The organism is Frondihabitans sp. GW821-FHT04F02 (genome assembly GCF_059420045.1).
Genome location: NZ_JBWKSZ010000003.1, coordinates 364,811 through 380,691 on the forward strand (window position 1 = coordinate 364,811; position 15,881 = coordinate 380,691).

The window sequence follows — 15,881 nt, forward strand, 5'->3', positions numbered from 1 at the left end:
AGATGGTGGACGTGTTGCCTCGGTAACCAGCCGAGAGCTTTATCAACCTATATGCCAACGCATGCGAAGTGTGGGTGAAAACCGGGTGATAGACAACTCGGTCCACAGGCATAACTGCCTACGCGGGGTACGTAATTCGTCATTCGGGGCACAGGATCGATCTTCTCGTGCTCTACCCGGTGGTCGTCGAACCACGGGAGCACGCCTCCGCTACGGTGAAGACGATGCCGCGGTACCCACCGCACTCCCCCACCGAGCTCGAAGGACCGACAATGCCGTCACCCGAAAACCCCGTCCGCGTCGCCGTCACCGGAGGCTCCGGCAAGCTCGGCCGCGCTGTCGTGCGCGACCTCGCCGAGCACGGCTACGACGTCGTCCTGCTCGATCGCATCCCCTCGCCCGAGCCGGTCCCCGGCGTGCAGTTCACTCGGGTCGACCTGACCGACTTCGGCCAGGTGCTGCAGTCGCTCACCGCGATCGACGACCGGTACGACCACGTCGACGCCGTCGTGCACCTGGGGGCGATCCCCGCGCCGGGCCAGGTGCCGAACGCCGCGCTGTTCACCAACAACGTGACCTCGTCGTACAACGTGTTCGCCGCAGCTAAGGCCGCGGGCATCCGCAATGTCGTCTGGGCGTCGAGCGAGACCCTGCTAGGGCTGCCGTTCGAGGTCGACCCGCCGTACATCCCCGTCGACGAGAAGTACGCCGTTCGCCCCGAGTCGTCGTACTCGCTCGGCAAGGCCGTCGACGAGGAGATGGCCCGCCACTTCACCCGCTGGGACCCCTCGCTCAAGATGTTCGGCCTCCGCTTCTCGAACGTGATGGACGACGGCGACTACGGCGCGTTCCCGTTCGACGACGACGCCGCGTCGCGTTCGTTCAACCTCTGGTCGTACATCGACGCCCGCGACGGCGCGCTGGCCGTCCGTCTCGCCCTGGAGTCCGACCTGACCGGGTTCGAGGCGTTCGTCATCGCCGCATCGGACACCGTGATGACGACGGACACCGCCGTGCTGGCCGAGGAGTTCCTCCCCCACGTCGAGCGCCGCGCGTCGATCGAGGGCACCATGCCGCTGCTGTCGAGCGACAAGGCCCGCGACCTGCTCGGCTTCGTGCCGCAGTTCTCCTGGCGCGGCTGGGGGGAGCGGGTCGGCCGCTAGGCCGCCCCGCCCTGAGGCGCGTCAGAACCGCAGCATGCCCGTCGCGACGAGCTCGCGCACCTGAGGCAGCAGCTCGGCCCGCAGGTCGGCCCCGGGTGCGTCGAGCAGCTGCGCCAACGCCCCCACGATGGCCCCGATGCTCAGGTCGCCGTCGCAGGCGCCGACGAGCGCGCTGAGCGCCGTGCCCGAGTCGACCGAGCGCGCGAACCCGCCGCCCTGCTTGAGGGTGATCACCGTCGGGTCGTCGTTGCCCGGCCAGTAGTGGCGCTCCTCGGTGACGTCGCCGGCGACGCGCAGTGTCGCGGCTGCCAGGGCGTCGTCGGGGAGGTCGCGGAGGGTGTCCTGGGCGGCCAGACACTCCAGGATGTGCGGCGCGAGGCCGGCGGCGACGGGGGCGAGGAGCCGTTCGATGCGCGGTGGGGCGGCGGCGTGGAGTTCCTGCGGTCGTCTGAGGGTGATGTAGCCGAAGCCGATCTCGCTGACGCCCCGCTCGTCGAAGTCGTCGAGCCATGCGCCGTAGAGCCGCTCGAAGTCGGGCGTGCCCGGACGGGTGCCACCGTCGCGGATCCACGTCTCGGCATAGGCCGCCGGGTCTTGAGTCTCGCGCTCGACCACCCAGACGTCGAGGGGCACGCCACCCTGCTCCGCCCAGTCGGCCACCGAGTACGCACCCCGCTTCGCCCCCTGCCCCGTCTCCCAGTTACCCAGGAACTGGCCCACCCCGCCCGGCGTCAAGTGGCGCCCCGCCTCGGCCACCACGCGCGCCACGAGGGCGTCGCCGACCATGCCGCCGTCGCGGTACTCGTAGGCGGGCACGCCCTCGGTGCGCGGCGTGATGACGAACGGGGGGTTCGACACGATGTGGTCGAACGTCTCGCCGGCGACCGGCTCGAACAGGCTGCCGAGGCGGAACTCGATCCCGTCGACCAGGTTGAGCTCGGCGTTGAAGGCCGCGAAGTCGAGGGCACGCTGCGAGATGTCGGTGGCGACCACGTGACGGGCGTGGCGGGCCGCGTGCAGCGCCTGGATGCCGCAGCCGGTGCCGAGGTCGAGGGCCCGGTCGACGGGGCGCGGGATCATGAGCGAGCTCAGGGTGGCCGAGGCACCGCCGATGCCCAGCACGTGGTCTTCGCGCAGGGGCCCCTGCAGGGCGAGCTCGCCGAGGTCGGAGGCGATCCACCAGTTGGCCTCGCCTGCGGAGTCGGTGAACGAGTAGGGTCGGAGGTCGACCAGTGCGCGAACCTGACGGTCGTCGTCGTCGGCGACGAGGCCGAGCTCGGTGGCTCCTGCGAGGCCCAGCTCGGGGAGGGCTGCCGCCACGTCGGCGGCGGGCTGCGGGTACCCGAGAACGAAGAGCAGGGCCAGCGTGTCGGATCGGCGCTCGGCCTCCGACGCGGGCGTGCGGCTCGCGAGGGCACGGCGGGCAGCCACGCGCTCGCCCCGGAACAGCGCCGCGCCGCCCGACGCACCCCAGGCTCCGGCGCCGCTCAGGCGGGCGACGGTGAAGAGCGACGAGCCGAGGTCGGATCGGAGGCGGGCGAGCAGGGCAGGGCGCGAAGCGGGAGGCACGCGACCATCCTGCCGCACGGCGGGCCGGGGCCCGGGCTTTCGTCTGGAGCCGCTTTCCCTGGGCGTGAATTCACGCCCAGGGAAAGTCTCTCCAGACCACTTCACCGTCCCGTGACTTCACGCGTGGTCGAGGTCACGCGCGACCGCTTCAGGCTCGCGTGGAGTCACGCCGAGCGAGGTCACTCAGACGGCACCAGGCGACCCCGGAGGAACGGCAGCAGCGGCGCCCGATACCGCAGCGGCCGGCCGTCGACGGCGATCTCGGCGGCGCCGAACCGCCACACCCGGTTGAAGAGGTAGACGCCCACGATGGCCCCGGGCTCCACCTGCCACGTACCGGTGCCCCACTGCGCAGGATGCCCCCGCCCGCCGACGACCACGGTCGGCTTCGGGAACCAGCCCACGGGCGGCTTGGTCAGGGTGAGCTCGATGCGAGCGGCGTCTGCGGCGGTCACCGGTTCAGGCTACCGGCACGCACCAGGGCTCCCGCACGGTGATCAGGCGACCGGCGCGGCCGCCTTCGCCACGAACTCGTGCACGACGGCGGCGAAGCGCTCGGGGATGTCGTCGGCGATGTCGATGCCCTCGTCGCCGAAGCCGTACAGCTCGACGCTGGGCGGCGCGACCTCGAACGCCGAGCGGGTGTCGGCGTCGAGCATCTCGCGGTCGCCGGTGAGGAAGAGCACCGGCACGGTCACGGCGTCGAGGAGGGCGCGGTGGTCGGCACGGCCGACGGCGTTATGCCCGTCGGGGCGGTGGTGCCCGGCGACGACGTACTCCATCAGCGAGCGGGCCATGACCCAGCCGTCATTACCCGGCGTCGCCCACCTCTTGCGGCGGTGCCACCAGTCGGCGACATCGTCGACGTAGGTGTCGTCGAAGACGGGAGGCTGCTCGCTCGCGAGGACGGCGGCGTGCTCCGGGTCGACCATGGCGTAGCCCCAGACGGCGACGGCCGTGACCCGCGACGGGTCGGCAACCGACATGGCGACGCCGACCGACGAGCCGGTGTGGTGTCCGACGATCGCGACCCGGACGACGCCGAGCTGGTCGAGGGCGGCGAAGAGGACGGCGGCGTAGTCCTCGAGCTCCGGGGCCGTCGGCATCGGATCGGACATCCCGTACCCGGGCAGGTCGACGGCGATGACTCGGTGCCCGCGGTCGGCGAACCGCGGGATCACCGCCTCCCACATCTGCGACGAGCTCGGCACCTGGTGGATCAGCAGCAGGGCGGGGCCGTCGTCCGGGCCGGCGAGCCGGACGTGAAGCTGCCCGTGCTCGAGGTCGACGTAGTGCTTCGTGACCGTCGGTGTCGTCATGTCTTCGACGCTAACCCCGGCGCATTTCACCCCGGCTCATCGAACGTTGCCGCTTCGTTACGCCGGCGCCCAGACGAGCACCGACGCCCAGGAGAAGCACGTTCAGGACCACCACGCAAAATGGCCCTCCCGAGAGGGAGAGCCATTTGCATCGTGGAGCCTAGGGGATTCGAACCCCTGACCTTCTCATTGCGAACACGATGGTAATAGTCCAATTGGGGTTGCTTTCGATCCATTCGGACCTATAGTGTTGCCATATGGCCCACTGAGAACCATGTGGGCGCGAAGCAATGGCGACACGAAAGACAGACGATGACTACACCGACCGGAAGAAGAAGATGACCGGCACAGGCAGCGAGGGTGGCCGGCGGCTCGCCCCCGGCGACGAGCTCGAGTCGAAGCATGACGGCGGGGTCATCGTCGTCATGAAGATCGACTCGGACGGCGCCGTACACGTCTCGCGGAAGGACGGCACCGGAGATTCGGTGACCTCGTTCCGCTACCTCGCGCGGACGCATCGCCCCCACGAGCGCGGATAACTAAGGACGGCCGCAACCTGGCAGGGTCGCGGCCGTCAGCCCCAATCACTGAAGGACCAGCGAGAGGAACACCATGCACGGTAGCAACAGCAACCGACGTAGAAGACAGACGCACATCGGAGTCCTGAGCGACGGAATGTGGGTCGCGCACGACAGAAGAAGAGTCGGGGGCCGAGGCGCCCTCCCCACCAGACGGAGTTGAGATGCCAATCCTGAACTACACGACGTCGATCGACGTCGCCAAGACCATGGGCGAGATCCAGGGGGCCCTCGCTCGACGAGGCGTAACCCGCATCTCGACCCTGTTCGACGACAACGGGGTGGCGGCCGGCCTCGGGTTCACCATGAAGACCGAGTACGGCCTTCGAGACTTCGAGCTCCCCGTCCGGACCGATGGTGTCCTCGCCGCCATGAAGGCGGACACGAAGGTCGCACGATCGTCGATCAATCCGGCTCAAGCGGCACGGGTGGCGTGGCGAATCGCCAAGGACTGGCTCGAGGCACAGTCCGCGCTCATCGACGCGCAGCTCGCCACGCTCGACGAGGTGATGATGCCCTACATGGTCGACAGCACCGGGCAGACGATGTACGCCGTCTACCGCTCGACACAGCAGGCGATCGAAGCCTGATGGCGACGAAGACGCGAGGCAAGGGCGAGGGGTCCGTCTTCAAGGATTCCCGCGGACTCTGGAACGGCATCATCGAGCTGCCGCCCCGCGATGGGAAGCGACGCCGGAAGACCGTCCGTCGGAAGAACAAGGCCGACGTCGTCCTCGCCCTGCGGGCCATGCAACGGGAACTCGAAGAGCGTGGCGACCTCCCGACGGCTGACATGAGCGTCGCGCAGTGGTTCGGGTACTGGTACTCGCAGATCGTCGTGAAGGAAGTCCGGCCCAAGACGGCGGGCAGCTACCGCTCGGCGATTGATCGCCACATCGTGCCTGAGATCGGCGCCGTCCGTCTCGCACGCGTCACCCCGAGCAGCGTCCGCCGCGTCACGGACCGCATGATCGCGGCCGGCGCGAAGCCATCGTCGGCCCTAAAGATCCATCAGGTGATGTCGTCGGCATTCGAGTCCGCCGTCCGCGAGGGACGTATCGGCCGGAACCCGTGCAAGCTCATGGCCGCGCCGCGGAAGAACGTGCCGCAGCTGGAGTTCCTGACGCGCGCGGAGGCGATGCAGGTGATCAACTACGTGGCGCAGGATGAGGAGTACGGCGCCCGGTGGGCGATTGCGCTCCTCACTGGCGCGCGCCGCGGCGAGATCCTCGGGCTCGAGGTAGACCGAGTCACGGACGTCATCGACCTCTCGTGGCAGCTGCAGCGATTCCCGTGGGAGCACGGATGCGGCGAGCCGACCCTTGTCGGCAAGCGCCGCTCCTACCCCTGCGGCTTGGGGCGCAACCACCTGTGCCCCGACAGGCACTTCGAGGTGCCGAACGACCACGAGTACCGGATGCTCACCGACACCATCTATCTCACGCGCCCGAAGTCGAAGGCCGGCTGGCGCATCATCCCGTTGGTCGAGCCGCTGAAGTCGATCATCGAACTGCACCTGCAGCGCAACCCGGTCGGCAAGCACAACCTTGTCTTCGCCCACGCGGGCCAGCCCGTCGACCCGGACAACGACTCGAAGGCGTGGGCCAAGATCCTCCGCGAGACCGGCATCAAGAAGCACATCCGTCTCCACGACCTGAGGCACACCGCTGTCGACCTTCTCTATGCCGCGAACGTCCCCGAGGACGTCATCGTGCAGCTCGTCGGCCACTCCACGGTCACGATGACCCGCGCCTACGCGTCTCGCGACATCGTCCGCCTACGCGAGGCAATGACTCGTTTCAGCGGGCACGTCACCCAGCGAGATGATTCACGTTCAGGAACACCCGGGTCAATCGCGTCGTGACACCGAGCTCGCGCGCGAGACGGTGACAGTCCGGCGTCCACTTCATTAGCTCTCGACACTCGTCCAGGTCGATCAGATGGGCAGCAGCCATCCGGTCGGCCTGGACTTCGTGTTTGGGCCGGTCGTCGGTGTGGCCGAGAACGGCGTGAGCGACGCCGTGGGCGAGAGCTGATCGGTCATGGACCGCTCGCAGCCCGCTCCGAACGACCACGGTGTTGTGGTCTGGGAGCCAGAGCTCGTGCGCGGTGCGGATGGGGCGGTGCAGGACGGTTAGGCCTAGCTCCTCCGCGTGCTGGTACGGGTCGTACACGTTCCCCCTTGTGGAGCCCGTTCAGTCGAACTGCTCGGGCTGATCCATCTCTTCGTCCTGAGTCGCGGCGTGGCGCTGTGCCTCGATCTCCTCCGGCGACATGTCTTCGACGCGGCGCGGGAGTGCGGTCACATTGTTAGGCGCACCCTCCGACATTCCAGGCATCTCGACGCCCTTGCGAGCGGCCCGCGCCTTCGCGCTCGCCTTGAGGGCCTCCATGCCGCCGAGTCGATTCGTCGCCCGCTCGGCAAGTTCCTTGGCTTCGACGTCGAACACCGCGCTGAGACGGTAGAGCTGGTCGACGTTGATCGAACGCTCGCCACGGAGGATCCGGTTCAAGGTCACGGCCGTGATGCCCGATCGCTCCGCAAGCACGCGCACAGACAGGCCTAGTGCGGCCTTCTCGGCTCGCAGTTCAGCAGCCATCGCTCCGTTGATCGTTCCGTCGTCTAGTTCCACATAGACACTTTATGGCCCCACAGCGTGATTATTTAGCCCATTTGGGCCAAATAGCTTGCACTTGATCCGTTCGGACTATAAATTGATCCACATGGACAGAAGAACCCCCGCCGCAACGATTCCAGCCCTGGTCTCGTCGGCGCTCAACGCATCGGGTGCTTCGTTCGCGAGCCTCGCTCAAGCCACCGACATTCACCAGTCCTCACTCCGTGAACGACTCGACACCCCGTCGAGTCTCACGTTCGAGGACCTGGTGCGTGTCGGTGGCTTTTTGCTTTTCAGCCCTTACGACGCGCTTGGAGGCGTGAAGTGACCACCACCGCACCAAACACCGAGACGCCGCTCGTCTATACGGTGGCGACCCTGGCCGCCGCCATCGACAAGAGCCCACAGTTGGTCCGCAACGCCATCAAGGCGAACCGGCTCCCGGCCAAGAAGGAGGGGCAGGCGATCTTCATCTTCCCCGAGCAGGCCAGAGCATGGATCGACAGCATGAAGGACGCCTGATGGAGAACCTCGAGACGTTCGCATTCGGCGACCAGCAAGTTCGCACGCTCCTCGTCAACGGCGCGCCCTGGTTTGTCGCCGCGGACCTCATCGCGATCCTGCAGCTCGACCGGACGGCCCTTCGGCGCGTCGACGCCGACGACAAGGGGGTGGATCTCATCCACACCCCTGGCGGCGACCAGCAACTGACCACGGTGAATGAGCCCGGCATGTTCTCGCTCATCCTCGGCTCACAGAAAGCGGAGGCGCAGACGTTCAAGCGCTGGGTCACGCACGAGGTCCTGCCCGCCATTCGCAAGACAGGCTCGTATGCCGTCGCTGAGACCCCTGAGCAGATCATGGCCCGTGGTCTAGTCGCTGCTCAGCAGATGCTCCAGGCGGCCACGACACAGGTCGCCGAGCTCGCCCCTCGGGCCGAGGCCTGGGACCAGCTTGCGGCGGCAACCGGCGACTACGAAGTCGGCGACGCCGCCAAGATCCTGGCCCGCGCCGGCATCGAGACCGGCCGAGGCCGCCTCTTCGCCAAGCTCGCTGATCTGTTGTGGATCTACCGCTCCCCGAACGGCAGCTGGAAGGCAAGGCAGACCGCCGTCGACCTGGGCTACCTCGCCGAGAAGCCGCAGTCGCACTATCACCCCGGTACCGGTGACCTCGTCATCGATCCGCCCCAGGTGCGCGTCACCGTCAAGGGCATCGAGAAGCTGCGTCAGCGCCTCTCCAAGCCTCTCGACCTGACCGCTTAGCACCTCGCATTCTTCCGCCCGACATGGGCGGTATTCGTCGCGCCCGAAACCGGGCCGGCACCAGGCACACGAGATAGCTGCATCACCTCCCCGCTGATCCGTCCGGTCGGGCACGAGTGGTGTGCGCGCATGAAAACACAGGGCAACACCTGGGTGGAGCGATCGTCGCGACGACGAACTGCGGAGCCACTCATCTTGCCGATCAACCAGCACCACACCGGTGCTACGGGGCGCGCAGTTCGCCATCCCTTCGGGGGCTGCGCGTGGCCACACCGCGGGACGAAGACGTAGGCGCGTCGATTCCGCGAGGCAACACCGGTGAGCCCTCGAAGCCTTCACGGGTCTTCCGCGTCCAGTCGCGGCGAGGGCACTCCTATCCCCTCTTCACTCTCGGCAACTTCAGTCGCCCTTCCGAAAGGCATCGCATGAGCTCCAAGAAATCAGCACTTTTCGCACGGTGGCGCTCGGCCGCCATCACCGCCGGCGTCGCTGCCCTCGCGGTAGGCGCCCTACTCCCCCAGAGCGCTGCGCACGCCGACGAGGCGCCTCAGAAGACGGTCGCATGGGTCGTCACCTCGGGCGACTTCGCCAATCGCTTCGCCACACCGCAGACGCTCTTCGGCGGCACCATCGGGGCCTGCGGCCAGCCCATCCTGCAGGTCGACACCTACCGATACGACACACCGGAAGCGCTCGCCGCGGTCGACGCCCTGATCGCGGGTGGCGTGCTCGCCTCGGCTGCCGAGGACTCGAGCGTCTACCTCAGCAACGCTGACATCCCGGCGACCGCCCCGTGCGAGGTTGTGCCCGTCTCCGTCGAGACGATCACGCCCACCGTGCACGTCGTCTGCTCTCCCACCGGTGGCGGCTATCAGTACGTCACCGCGGCGACGCAGGAGCACGTGAGCTACCTGGTCGACGACGAGGCCGGCATGAACCACATCGTGGTCACGGCCACTGCCGACGACGGCTACGTGCTCACCGGCCAGACGCAGTGGGACTTTTCGAAGCTGATCACGGACGAGGAGAAGGTCTGCCCGGCACCTGCGGCGGCCGACCCCGGCAAGACGCCCGCGGCGCCCGCCGGCCCAGGCGCCACCGACGGCGGAACACCTGCTGTCGCTGCAGCAGCCTCACCCACTGTCGCGCACCCTGTGGCCGCCACCGAGCCGGCCCTGGCCATGACGGGCACCCGCGATCTGCGCCCGTTTCTCCCCTGGGTCGGCCTCGCCATCGCTGCCGGCATCGCGCTCAAGATCCTCGACCGCAGGAAGGTGGCCCGCTCGTGAACCCCGAGATGTCCACCCCGATCCCGGACCTGATCCCGCCGCTCATCTTCGTCTGGGCGATCTTCTTCTGGGTCTTCTTTAACGGCCGCCAGCGCGTCATCAAGTGGCGCAAGAGGAGAGCGAAGCGGAGGGCCAACCGTGGCTAACGCCATCGCAGCCGTCATCGGCTACATCGTCCTCGCGTTCTGGTGCTTCGTCACGATCCTCGTGATCGCCTCCTGCATCCGCATGGCGATCCACGACCGCCGCGAGGCCCGCGAGTGGACCGAGAGAGACGACCGGCTCCTCGAGCACCACAGGAAGCGAGAGACCGATCGGTAAGCCGACGAACCCCGCACCCAACGTGCCCGAGTACCGGCTCCCCTGCCCAGTGCCCAGCTGCCAAGGCATCGCCGGCACACGGTGCACAACCGTCCAGGGCTCACTCCGCACCTGGCCACATGACCAACGATTCAGGGCCGCGCAGGCGGCCAGACCAAAGAGAGAGACACCATGACCAGCTACGCATACGGCATCCGCCACAAGCGCATCGACGGAACCTTCACCACAGACAACGACCTCTGGATAGGTAATTCGCAGAAGGAAGCGCAAGACCTCATCGACCGTCTGGGCGAAGGCAGAACCCTCATCGCCCGCGAGGTCGGCGAAGCCTTCGAAGTACTGACGCCACCGACCGCCCCGGGCAGCGTGATCTTGCACTCGAACTACGGCCACCTTGTTCTCGACATCGATGGGCACTGGGGCTCCTACACGGTGTCCATGTTGGAGGACGAGCTGACGAAACCGAGCCAGGTCGGCTTTCCGGAATGGACGTGGACCGTCATCTTCGACGCCGCAACGGCCGCGGCTCAAGAGGCGGTCGCCGAGTGAGCGGGGCCCGCATCGACTACGACCTCGACGAGACGATCTACCACGCCGACCCGGCGCTGAGCTCGACCCGTGCGAGACAGCTGCTCGAGTCGCCGGCGAAGTTCCGGTACGCGCTCGACCACCCGCAGGGGTCCAAGGCCGCGTTCGACCTGGGGACCGCTGTGCACTCGAAGGTGCTGGGCACCGGCGCCGAAAAGATCGCGATCCCCGAGGGAATCCTCGCGTCGAACGGGGCGGCATCGACCGCCGCGGCCAAGGAGTTCATCGCCGAAGCCCGCGCCAAGGGGCTCACGCCGGTCAAGGCTGACGTCGCAGCCACAGTTGACGCCATGGCTGAGGCCGTACTCGGGCACCCAGTCGCACGCGTCCTGTTCGAGCAGTCCGGCAACCCTGAAGCGTCTGTCTTCGCTACCGACCCGACGACCGGCGTCGACATGCGTGCCCGGTTCGACTACCTCCCCGACTTCACGGTCGATGACCCGTGCACCGTCGACCTGAAGACCACGGCGAAGTCGGCATCACCCGAGGACTTCGCCAAGACGGTCGCCAACCTCGGATATCACGTGCAGCAGGAGTGGTACCTCCACGACTACGCGATCGCGACCGGCGACTTCATGGCCCGCATGAAGTTCGTCGTCGTCGAGACCTCCGCGCCTCACCTCGTCGGCGTCTACTCACTCGCCACGGAGTTCGCGGAGATGGGCCGCAAGAAGGTCAAGCGCGCCCTCGAGCTCTACGCCGAGTGCTCCGCCTCCGGCATCTGGCCGGGCTACGACACCAACCCCGATCCGATCCAGCCGCCTACGTGGCTCATGTTTCAAGAAGGAGACATCTCGTGAAGTTCCGCAAGAAGCCAGTCGAGATCGAAGCGGCCAATTCGACGGCACGCTGGCCGGAGCGATCCCCGTCATGGACTTCGTCAATGGCCGTGACAAGCAGGGGCCGGCCATGCTCCGGGTCGGTGGCACGCCCCACACGGCGATCATCATCCACACCCTTGAGGGAGACATGGAAGCCTCCTTGGGCGACTGGGTGATCCGCGGCGTGCAGGGCGAGTTCTACCCGTGCAAGCCCGACATCTTCGAGCAGACGTACGAGGCGGTGGCGCAGTGACGATCACGACCAGAAAGCCGACCGGCAAGCCGTCCTGGCCGCTCACCCTCGCCGCGGGTGGAGAAGGCGCCGGCAAGTCCTACCTCGCAGCTCTCGCATCCGCCTCTGACCTCATCGGCCGCACCTACTGGATCGGCTACGGCGAGCAGGATCCCGACGAGTACGCGCTGATCCCGGGAGCCGACTTCGACATCGTCGAGCACGACGGCACGGTGGCCTCGCTGAAGGCCCTCGTGCGTGAGATCGCCGCCCAGCCGAAGGGCGACAAGCCGACCCTCATCGTCGTCGACTCCGGGACGAAGGTCTGGGACCAGGTCTCCGAGAACGCGCAGCAGGACGCCAACCGGCGCAAGAAGCAGGAAGACGCCGTGATCGGCGTCGACATCTGGAACAAGCACAAGGCCCACTGGTGGGCGATCGTGAATGCCCTTCGCGATCACGACGGCCCGGCCATCATCACGGCCCGATACGAGGAGGTCGCCGAGGTCGTCAAGGGCAAGCCGACCGGCGAGAAACTCTGGAAGGTGAAGGCCGAGAAGGGCCTGCCCTACGACGTCGACGCCGTGATCCACATGCCCGTGCGCGGCGTCTACACGGTCTCGAAGGTGCGCTCGGTTCGCCTCTCGCTCGAACGGCCGCGGGACTGGCCGAACTTCACGATGGACGCGTTCTGGCGGGCCCTCGGCCTTCACGAAACAGAGACAGCGCAGTCCGCGTACGCGGCGCCGAACGCCGACGCGCTCGGGGAGCTGGACGAGTCCGGCCGCGACTGGCTGAAGGAGCTGGCCGATGCCGGCAACGACATCGACGCGATCACCGCCCTCGGCGCCGCCGCTCGTGCCGCCAATGCACTCCCGGCGACGCTCGAGGTGATCCGTGGCGAGTACTCGCGTGTTCGGAAGGCGACCTCGGAGTGACGGCCTGGACGCTCCGGTTCGACTACCCGCGTCCGCCCCTGAGCTTGAACTACCGGCTGCACCGCATGCAGGAAGCGGCCCTCACAAAACAGGTGAGGGCCGCTACCTATCTGCTGGCCCGGAACGCTCGGATCCCGGCGCTCGGTCGCTGCCGCGTCACCCTCACCTGGTTCGTAACTACCCGCGGTCGGCGTGACGACGAGAACCCGGTAGCGACCCTCAAGCCCATGTGTGACGGCCTCGTGGACGCGGGGCTCGTCACCGACGACACCCACGAATTCATGGAGAAGATCATGCCGATCATCCGATACGAGAAAGGTGGGCAGCCTCACATGGAGCTGCTCATCGAGGCGATCGCCCCGTGATCGCCTCAGGCCGAGAGCTCGAGGCCGACGACTTCCCGCACGGCACGGTCGACGGCTGGGACGCAGGCTGCCGCGGGAACTGGTGTCCCGCGGAAGAGCAGTCGTGCGCGCAAGCTCAGCGCCGCTTCGTTCGCGAGTGGGGCTACCGCAAGCAGGTGCTCGCCCAGCGAGCGGCCCGGGCGGCAGAAGCTCGTCGGCGCCGAAGCTTCACCGCTGAGGACAAGCGGATCCTCATCGCAATGGCAGCCGCGGGGCGCAACAACGCCGATATCGGCCGTGTCCTCGGCTTCACGGCCGGGGCCGTCGGCACCAGGAGACGCGCACTCCACCTCCCGAGCGTGCGACGCGGCCGCCCCCGAAAGTCAGAATCCGTCACATGACCTCGGCACTTTTCGCTCTCGCAGCGGGGCAGTGGCGGGCGATGCGCGCGGAGTACGAGGTAGTCCGGGAGAACGCGTACGAGCGCGCCGAGACGGCCTGCAACGGGCGGCTTCTAAATCAGCGCGGGATCCAGGCCGGCATCGACCCGTACTCGCTCTTCATGGGCACCTCGGCCCGAGCGTACGCATACGCGTCCGAGGAGCTCGTCGAGCACTGGACCAGATACCCGCGGCTCACCCTCGCCGACTTCGAGCACCAGAGCCTCGAGAGAGAAGCATCATGATCACCCCGAAGACCCCGCGTCTCACCGCCCGGGAGGAGCGCCGCGCCTACAACATCGCCACGGAACGAGACGACGACACCTGCCAGCGGTGTCTGCGCGACTGCGGGCCGACAGCCCGCGATCATCGGCAGAACCGTCAGGCCGGCAACACTCGCGCGTCGAATCTGCAGGTTCTCGGTCTCCGCTGCCACCAGTGGAAGACCGAGCACCCGAAGGCGGCACTTGAGGAGGGCTGGGCGTGCCCATCTTGGGCGCTCCCGGGTGAGTGGCCCGCTCGTAGGTGGATCCGCAACGGCCCAGTGTTCCGGGCGGCATGGGTTCTCTACGAGGACGACGGCGACTGGTTCGAGATCAGCGACCAGGACGCCGCCAGACGCATGGAAGGAGGTCGATCGTGGCCTGGTTCAAAGTCGACGACCGGTTCGCCTCGTCGAAACCGGTCCTGAGGATCTGCAACACACGAAAGGCCCAGAAGGAGGTGCCCGGTGAACAAAGCCCAACGACGCATCTCTAAATTGCTGCACGACGTGTACCGGGCTTACGACGATCAGGGGCAGCTCCTCTACGTCGGACTGTCAGTCAACGTCTTCCGGAGGCTTCGCCAGCACGCTGCTGAGCACTCGCGGTGGGTGCCCTTTGCGGTCCGCGTCTACGTCGAGGAGTTCCCGGATCGGTGGTCCGGAGCTGTCGCAGAAGCACGTGCGATCCGGCTCGAGAAGCCGACGTGGAACGTCACCCCTGAGGCTGAACGAGCACAGTTCGAGAAGCCCGCGAGCGACGCCTACACGCTTCTCCGACTTGACGGGAAGTGGTGGATCGATGGCTGAGTCACGTCTCTACGCCAAGCTCACCCTCGACTTCGCTGACTCTCACAAGATCGCACCGCTCACCGATGCTGCTTTCCGGGCCTACATTCGCATGCTGCTTTGGTCGCGGCGGATGCTCACGGACGGGAAGGTTCCGGGCCCGATGGCCCGCTATTTCGCGAAGCCGAAGGTGCTGATCGAGTTGACGACCAACGACCCAGACACCCCATCGCTGCGAAAGGACGGCGACGACTACTGGATCCACGACTTCGCCGAGCATCAGGCCACGAAGGCAGAGATCGAGGCGCAGCAGGAGCGGAACCGTGCCAACGGTCGTAGGGGCGGTCAAGCGAAAGCGAAGCGAGTTGCTAGCGACCCGCCAAGCGAAACCGAAGCGAGATCGTACACAGAGACAGAGTCACAGTCAGAGACAGAGACAACACACCAAGACTCTTCTACGTCCTCTTACGTTGGTAGTCGCGAGGGCCCCGAAGTTGACCTGATGAAGGTGAAGTCAGCGGTCCAGAAGAACTGTGGGCGGGAGTGCTCAGACACCGACGCATTCAGGATCATCGGGACCGTCCTGGAGCGGGCGAAGCAGGTGCCGAGGCACCCGACAGCGTTCGTCACAGGCGCCATCGCTCGCGACCCATTCGAGTTTCAGAAACTGATCGACGACGGTGAGCAAGAGTCGATTCGCGCCTAAGAGTGTGCGGGTCAGCTGGGCGGAAGGTCATCCTCTGGGAGTGGATGGGCGTACGTGACGAACTCTTCACCCCTTACCACCTGGGATGCCTGCAGATCCAGCTCTCCGGTCTGCACCCACGCTTCGATTGCTACCCGTGATCGTGTGCTCGCCATTATGGCCGCCGGAATAGCGAGCGGACTCGACGCATTGCGCTCATCCTCCGAGAAAAGGCGCATCACATGCAGAACCAGCCGCGGAGCCGAGGAAGACGCAGACGCAACGGCCCGAGACATGACGGCGGAATGCAGGTTGTTGAACGCAAGATCCGTCGTTGGTTCTTTGCCCTCAAGGACCAGGGCTAAGCCTCGGTCCACGAGCTCAATCATTTGACGAGAAGCGTCAGCTCGGTCCTCCCTTTCACGGGCAGCTACTGCGTCCCGCTGGACCGTATTGGCCAACGAATTTGCGACGAAACCAAGCCTGAGGCTGGCTACGGCAACGCCCGCGCTTATGAGCCCGAGCGCGATCGGAATGACGACCCGCGTCCACCAATCGAAGGCGTCGTGTCCTGTCGGCTGCTGAACCGCCTGAGTAAGCCGATCGATCGCGCACGCAATCTCCCCCAAATGACATTTCATGCCCGAACCCTATCGACCG

26 protein-coding genes are annotated in these 15,881 nt (G+C 66.8%); 20 read left to right on the plus strand and 6 right to left on the minus strand.

The features are described 5' to 3' along the window. The first annotated feature begins 272 nt into the window (after nucleotides 1–272). Nucleotides 273–1,163 carry an NAD-dependent epimerase/dehydratase family protein gene (locus AC07TY_RS10330; RefSeq protein ID WP_494785260.1) on the plus strand — a complete coding sequence of 297 codons (891 nt, stop codon included), beginning with the start codon at nucleotides 273–275 and terminating at the stop codon, nucleotides 1,161–1,163. A 21-nt stretch (nucleotides 1,164–1,184) separates the two neighbouring features. On the opposite strand, the gene AC07TY_RS10335 is transcribed toward AC07TY_RS10330, so the two are convergent. From AC07TY_RS10335 to AC07TY_RS10345, 3 genes are all read right to left on the minus strand, one after another. Beyond that, complete coding sequence (locus AC07TY_RS10335) at nucleotides 1,185–2,732, minus strand: DUF7059 domain-containing protein (RefSeq protein WP_494785261.1); 1,548 nt, start codon at nucleotides 2,730–2,732, stop codon at nucleotides 1,185–1,187. Between the two features lie 179 nt (nucleotides 2,733–2,911). Continuing rightward, the gene (locus tag AC07TY_RS10340; RefSeq protein ID WP_123506357.1) at nucleotides 2,912–3,187 is read right to left on the minus strand and encodes a hypothetical protein; all 276 of its coding nucleotides are present in this window, start codon (nucleotides 3,185–3,187) and stop codon (nucleotides 2,912–2,914) included. Nucleotides 3,188–3,229: 42 nt separating this feature from the next. After that, nucleotides 3,230–4,051 (minus strand): alpha/beta fold hydrolase, encoded by an 822-nt coding sequence (locus AC07TY_RS10345; protein ID WP_123506358.1) that lies wholly within the window; start codon nucleotides 4,049–4,051, stop codon nucleotides 3,230–3,232. A gap of 290 nt (nucleotides 4,052–4,341) precedes the next feature. On the opposite strand from AC07TY_RS10345, the gene AC07TY_RS10350 reads away from it, so the two are divergent. The 3 genes from AC07TY_RS10350 to AC07TY_RS10360 all read left to right on the plus strand — a co-directional run bounded on the left by AC07TY_RS10350 (nucleotide 4,342) and on the right by AC07TY_RS10360 (nucleotide 6,493). Next, nucleotides 4,342–4,590 carry a hypothetical protein gene (locus AC07TY_RS10350; RefSeq protein ID WP_494785262.1) on the plus strand — a complete coding sequence of 83 codons (249 nt, stop codon included), beginning with the start codon at nucleotides 4,342–4,344 and terminating at the stop codon, nucleotides 4,588–4,590. Between the two features lie 203 nt (nucleotides 4,591–4,793). Beyond that, a complete protein-coding gene (locus AC07TY_RS10355) occupies nucleotides 4,794–5,219 on the plus strand; it encodes a hypothetical protein (RefSeq protein WP_494785263.1) in 426 nt (141 codons plus the stop codon). Next, on the plus strand, nucleotides 5,219–6,493 hold the full coding sequence (locus AC07TY_RS10360; RefSeq protein WP_494785264.1) for a tyrosine-type recombinase/integrase: 1,275 nt from the start codon (nucleotides 5,219–5,221) through the stop codon (nucleotides 6,491–6,493). The genes AC07TY_RS10355 and AC07TY_RS10360 overlap by 1 nt, the downstream gene beginning before the upstream one ends. Here the strand turns inward: AC07TY_RS10360 and AC07TY_RS10365 are convergent. Then, nucleotides 6,441–6,803, minus strand: a complete 363-nt coding sequence (locus AC07TY_RS10365) for an ImmA/IrrE family metallo-endopeptidase (RefSeq protein WP_494785265.1) — start codon at nucleotides 6,801–6,803, stop codon at nucleotides 6,441–6,443. The genes AC07TY_RS10360 and AC07TY_RS10365 overlap by 53 nt on opposite strands. A gap of 21 nt (nucleotides 6,804–6,824) precedes the next feature. Next, the gene (locus tag AC07TY_RS10370) at nucleotides 6,825–7,262 is read right to left on the minus strand and encodes a helix-turn-helix domain-containing protein (RefSeq protein ID WP_494785266.1); all 438 of its coding nucleotides are present in this window, start codon (nucleotides 7,260–7,262) and stop codon (nucleotides 6,825–6,827) included. Between the two features lie 91 nt (nucleotides 7,263–7,353). Here AC07TY_RS10370 and AC07TY_RS10375 point away from each other — a divergent pair, with 91 nt between their 5' ends. The 16 genes from AC07TY_RS10375 (at nucleotide 7,354) to AC07TY_RS10450 (ending at nucleotide 15,242) form a co-directional block, all read left to right on the plus strand. Continuing rightward, nucleotides 7,354–7,575 carry a hypothetical protein gene (locus tag AC07TY_RS10375; RefSeq protein ID WP_494785267.1) on the plus strand — a complete coding sequence of 74 codons (222 nt, stop codon included), beginning with the start codon at nucleotides 7,354–7,356 and terminating at the stop codon, nucleotides 7,573–7,575. Continuing rightward, nucleotides 7,572–7,769 carry a helix-turn-helix domain-containing protein gene (locus AC07TY_RS10380; RefSeq protein WP_494785268.1) on the plus strand — a complete coding sequence of 66 codons (198 nt, stop codon included), beginning with the start codon at nucleotides 7,572–7,574 and terminating at the stop codon, nucleotides 7,767–7,769. Before AC07TY_RS10375 ends, AC07TY_RS10380 begins: the two co-directional genes overlap by 4 nt. After that, the gene (locus AC07TY_RS10385; RefSeq protein ID WP_494785269.1) at nucleotides 7,769–8,512 is read left to right on the plus strand and encodes a phage antirepressor KilAC domain-containing protein; all 744 of its coding nucleotides are present in this window, start codon (nucleotides 7,769–7,771) and stop codon (nucleotides 8,510–8,512) included. Before AC07TY_RS10380 ends, AC07TY_RS10385 begins: the two co-directional genes overlap by 1 nt. A 425-nt stretch (nucleotides 8,513–8,937) precedes the next feature. Continuing rightward, complete coding sequence (locus tag AC07TY_RS10390; RefSeq protein ID WP_494785270.1) at nucleotides 8,938–9,801, plus strand: hypothetical protein; 864 nt, start codon at nucleotides 8,938–8,940, stop codon at nucleotides 9,799–9,801. Then, the gene (locus AC07TY_RS10395) at nucleotides 9,798–9,947 is read left to right on the plus strand and encodes a hypothetical protein (protein ID WP_494785271.1); all 150 of its coding nucleotides are present in this window, start codon (nucleotides 9,798–9,800) and stop codon (nucleotides 9,945–9,947) included. The genes AC07TY_RS10390 and AC07TY_RS10395 overlap by 4 nt, the downstream gene beginning before the upstream one ends. After that, nucleotides 9,940–10,122 (plus strand): hypothetical protein, encoded by a 183-nt coding sequence (locus AC07TY_RS10400; RefSeq protein ID WP_494785272.1) that lies wholly within the window; start codon nucleotides 9,940–9,942, stop codon nucleotides 10,120–10,122. The genes AC07TY_RS10395 and AC07TY_RS10400 overlap by 8 nt, the downstream gene beginning before the upstream one ends. Nucleotides 10,123–10,293: 171 nt before the next feature. Further along, nucleotides 10,294–10,671: a hypothetical protein gene (locus tag AC07TY_RS10405; RefSeq protein WP_494785273.1), complete on the plus strand. Its 378-nt coding sequence runs from the start codon at nucleotides 10,294–10,296 to the stop codon at nucleotides 10,669–10,671. Continuing rightward, nucleotides 10,668–11,510 carry a PD-(D/E)XK nuclease-like domain-containing protein gene (locus AC07TY_RS10410; protein WP_494785274.1) on the plus strand — a complete coding sequence of 281 codons (843 nt, stop codon included), beginning with the start codon at nucleotides 10,668–10,670 and terminating at the stop codon, nucleotides 11,508–11,510. The genes AC07TY_RS10405 and AC07TY_RS10410 overlap by 4 nt, the downstream gene beginning before the upstream one ends. Before the next feature lie 70 nt (nucleotides 11,511–11,580). Next, a complete protein-coding gene (locus tag AC07TY_RS10415) occupies nucleotides 11,581–11,784 on the plus strand; it encodes a hypothetical protein (RefSeq protein ID WP_494785275.1) in 204 nt (67 codons plus the stop codon). Beyond that, a complete protein-coding gene (locus AC07TY_RS10420; protein ID WP_494785276.1) occupies nucleotides 11,781–12,701 on the plus strand; it encodes an AAA family ATPase in 921 nt (306 codons plus the stop codon). The genes AC07TY_RS10415 and AC07TY_RS10420 overlap by 4 nt, the downstream gene beginning before the upstream one ends. Then, nucleotides 12,698–13,066 carry a hypothetical protein gene (locus AC07TY_RS10425; RefSeq protein WP_494785277.1) on the plus strand — a complete coding sequence of 123 codons (369 nt, stop codon included), beginning with the start codon at nucleotides 12,698–12,700 and terminating at the stop codon, nucleotides 13,064–13,066. The genes AC07TY_RS10420 and AC07TY_RS10425 overlap by 4 nt, the downstream gene beginning before the upstream one ends. Beyond that, nucleotides 13,063–13,446 (plus strand): Lrp/AsnC family transcriptional regulator, encoded by a 384-nt coding sequence (locus AC07TY_RS10430; RefSeq protein WP_494785278.1) that lies wholly within the window; start codon nucleotides 13,063–13,065, stop codon nucleotides 13,444–13,446. Before AC07TY_RS10425 ends, AC07TY_RS10430 begins: the two co-directional genes overlap by 4 nt. Continuing rightward, entirely contained in the window at nucleotides 13,443–13,730 is a 288-nt protein-coding gene (locus AC07TY_RS10435) for a hypothetical protein (protein ID WP_494785279.1), read from the plus strand. Before AC07TY_RS10430 ends, AC07TY_RS10435 begins: the two co-directional genes overlap by 4 nt. Next, nucleotides 13,727–14,176, plus strand: a complete 450-nt coding sequence (locus tag AC07TY_RS10440) for an HNH endonuclease (protein WP_494785280.1) — start codon at nucleotides 13,727–13,729, stop codon at nucleotides 14,174–14,176. Before AC07TY_RS10435 ends, AC07TY_RS10440 begins: the two co-directional genes overlap by 4 nt. A gap of 39 nt (nucleotides 14,177–14,215) precedes the next feature. Continuing rightward, a complete protein-coding gene (locus AC07TY_RS10445; RefSeq protein ID WP_494785281.1) occupies nucleotides 14,216–14,557 on the plus strand; it encodes a GIY-YIG nuclease family protein in 342 nt (113 codons plus the stop codon). Then, the gene (locus tag AC07TY_RS10450; RefSeq protein ID WP_494785282.1) at nucleotides 14,550–15,242 is read left to right on the plus strand and encodes a hypothetical protein; all 693 of its coding nucleotides are present in this window, start codon (nucleotides 14,550–14,552) and stop codon (nucleotides 15,240–15,242) included. The genes AC07TY_RS10445 and AC07TY_RS10450 overlap by 8 nt, the downstream gene beginning before the upstream one ends. An 11-nt stretch (nucleotides 15,243–15,253) precedes the next feature. On the opposite strand, the gene AC07TY_RS10455 is transcribed toward AC07TY_RS10450, so the two are convergent. After that, nucleotides 15,254–15,862: a hypothetical protein gene (locus AC07TY_RS10455; protein WP_494785283.1), complete on the minus strand. Its 609-nt coding sequence runs from the start codon at nucleotides 15,860–15,862 to the stop codon at nucleotides 15,254–15,256. Between the last annotated feature and the right edge of the window lie 19 nt (nucleotides 15,863–15,881).

Coding starts and splice junctions, on each gene's coding strand:
- AC07TY_RS10360 (WP_494785264.1), top strand. CDS start 5,219: ATGGCGACGAAGACGCGAGGCAAGGGCGAGGGGTCCGTCTTCAAGGAT.
- AC07TY_RS10415 (WP_494785275.1), top strand. CDS start 11,581: ATGGACTTCGTCAATGGCCGTGACAAGCAGGGGCCGGCCATGCTCCGG.
- AC07TY_RS10350 (WP_494785262.1), top strand. CDS start 4,342: ATGGCGACACGAAAGACAGACGATGACTACACCGACCGGAAGAAGAAG.
- AC07TY_RS10450 (WP_494785282.1), top strand. CDS start 14,550: ATGGCTGAGTCACGTCTCTACGCCAAGCTCACCCTCGACTTCGCTGAC.
- AC07TY_RS10330 (WP_494785260.1), top strand. CDS start 273: ATGCCGTCACCCGAAAACCCCGTCCGCGTCGCCGTCACCGGAGGCTCC.
- AC07TY_RS10435 (WP_494785279.1), top strand. CDS start 13,443: ATGACCTCGGCACTTTTCGCTCTCGCAGCGGGGCAGTGGCGGGCGATG.
- AC07TY_RS10390 (WP_494785270.1), top strand. CDS start 8,938: ATGAGCTCCAAGAAATCAGCACTTTTCGCACGGTGGCGCTCGGCCGCC.
- AC07TY_RS10355 (WP_494785263.1), top strand. CDS start 4,794: ATGCCAATCCTGAACTACACGACGTCGATCGACGTCGCCAAGACCATG.
- AC07TY_RS10440 (WP_494785280.1), top strand. CDS start 13,727: ATGATCACCCCGAAGACCCCGCGTCTCACCGCCCGGGAGGAGCGCCGC.
- AC07TY_RS10345 (WP_123506358.1), bottom strand. CDS start 4,051: ATGACGACACCGACGGTCACGAAGCACTACGTCGACCTCGAGCACGGG.
- AC07TY_RS10375 (WP_494785267.1), top strand. CDS start 7,354: ATGGACAGAAGAACCCCCGCCGCAACGATTCCAGCCCTGGTCTCGTCG.
- AC07TY_RS10405 (WP_494785273.1), top strand. CDS start 10,294: ATGACCAGCTACGCATACGGCATCCGCCACAAGCGCATCGACGGAACC.
- AC07TY_RS10385 (WP_494785269.1), top strand. CDS start 7,769: ATGGAGAACCTCGAGACGTTCGCATTCGGCGACCAGCAAGTTCGCACG.
- AC07TY_RS10455 (WP_494785283.1), bottom strand. CDS start 15,862: ATGAAATGTCATTTGGGGGAGATTGCGTGCGCGATCGATCGGCTTACT.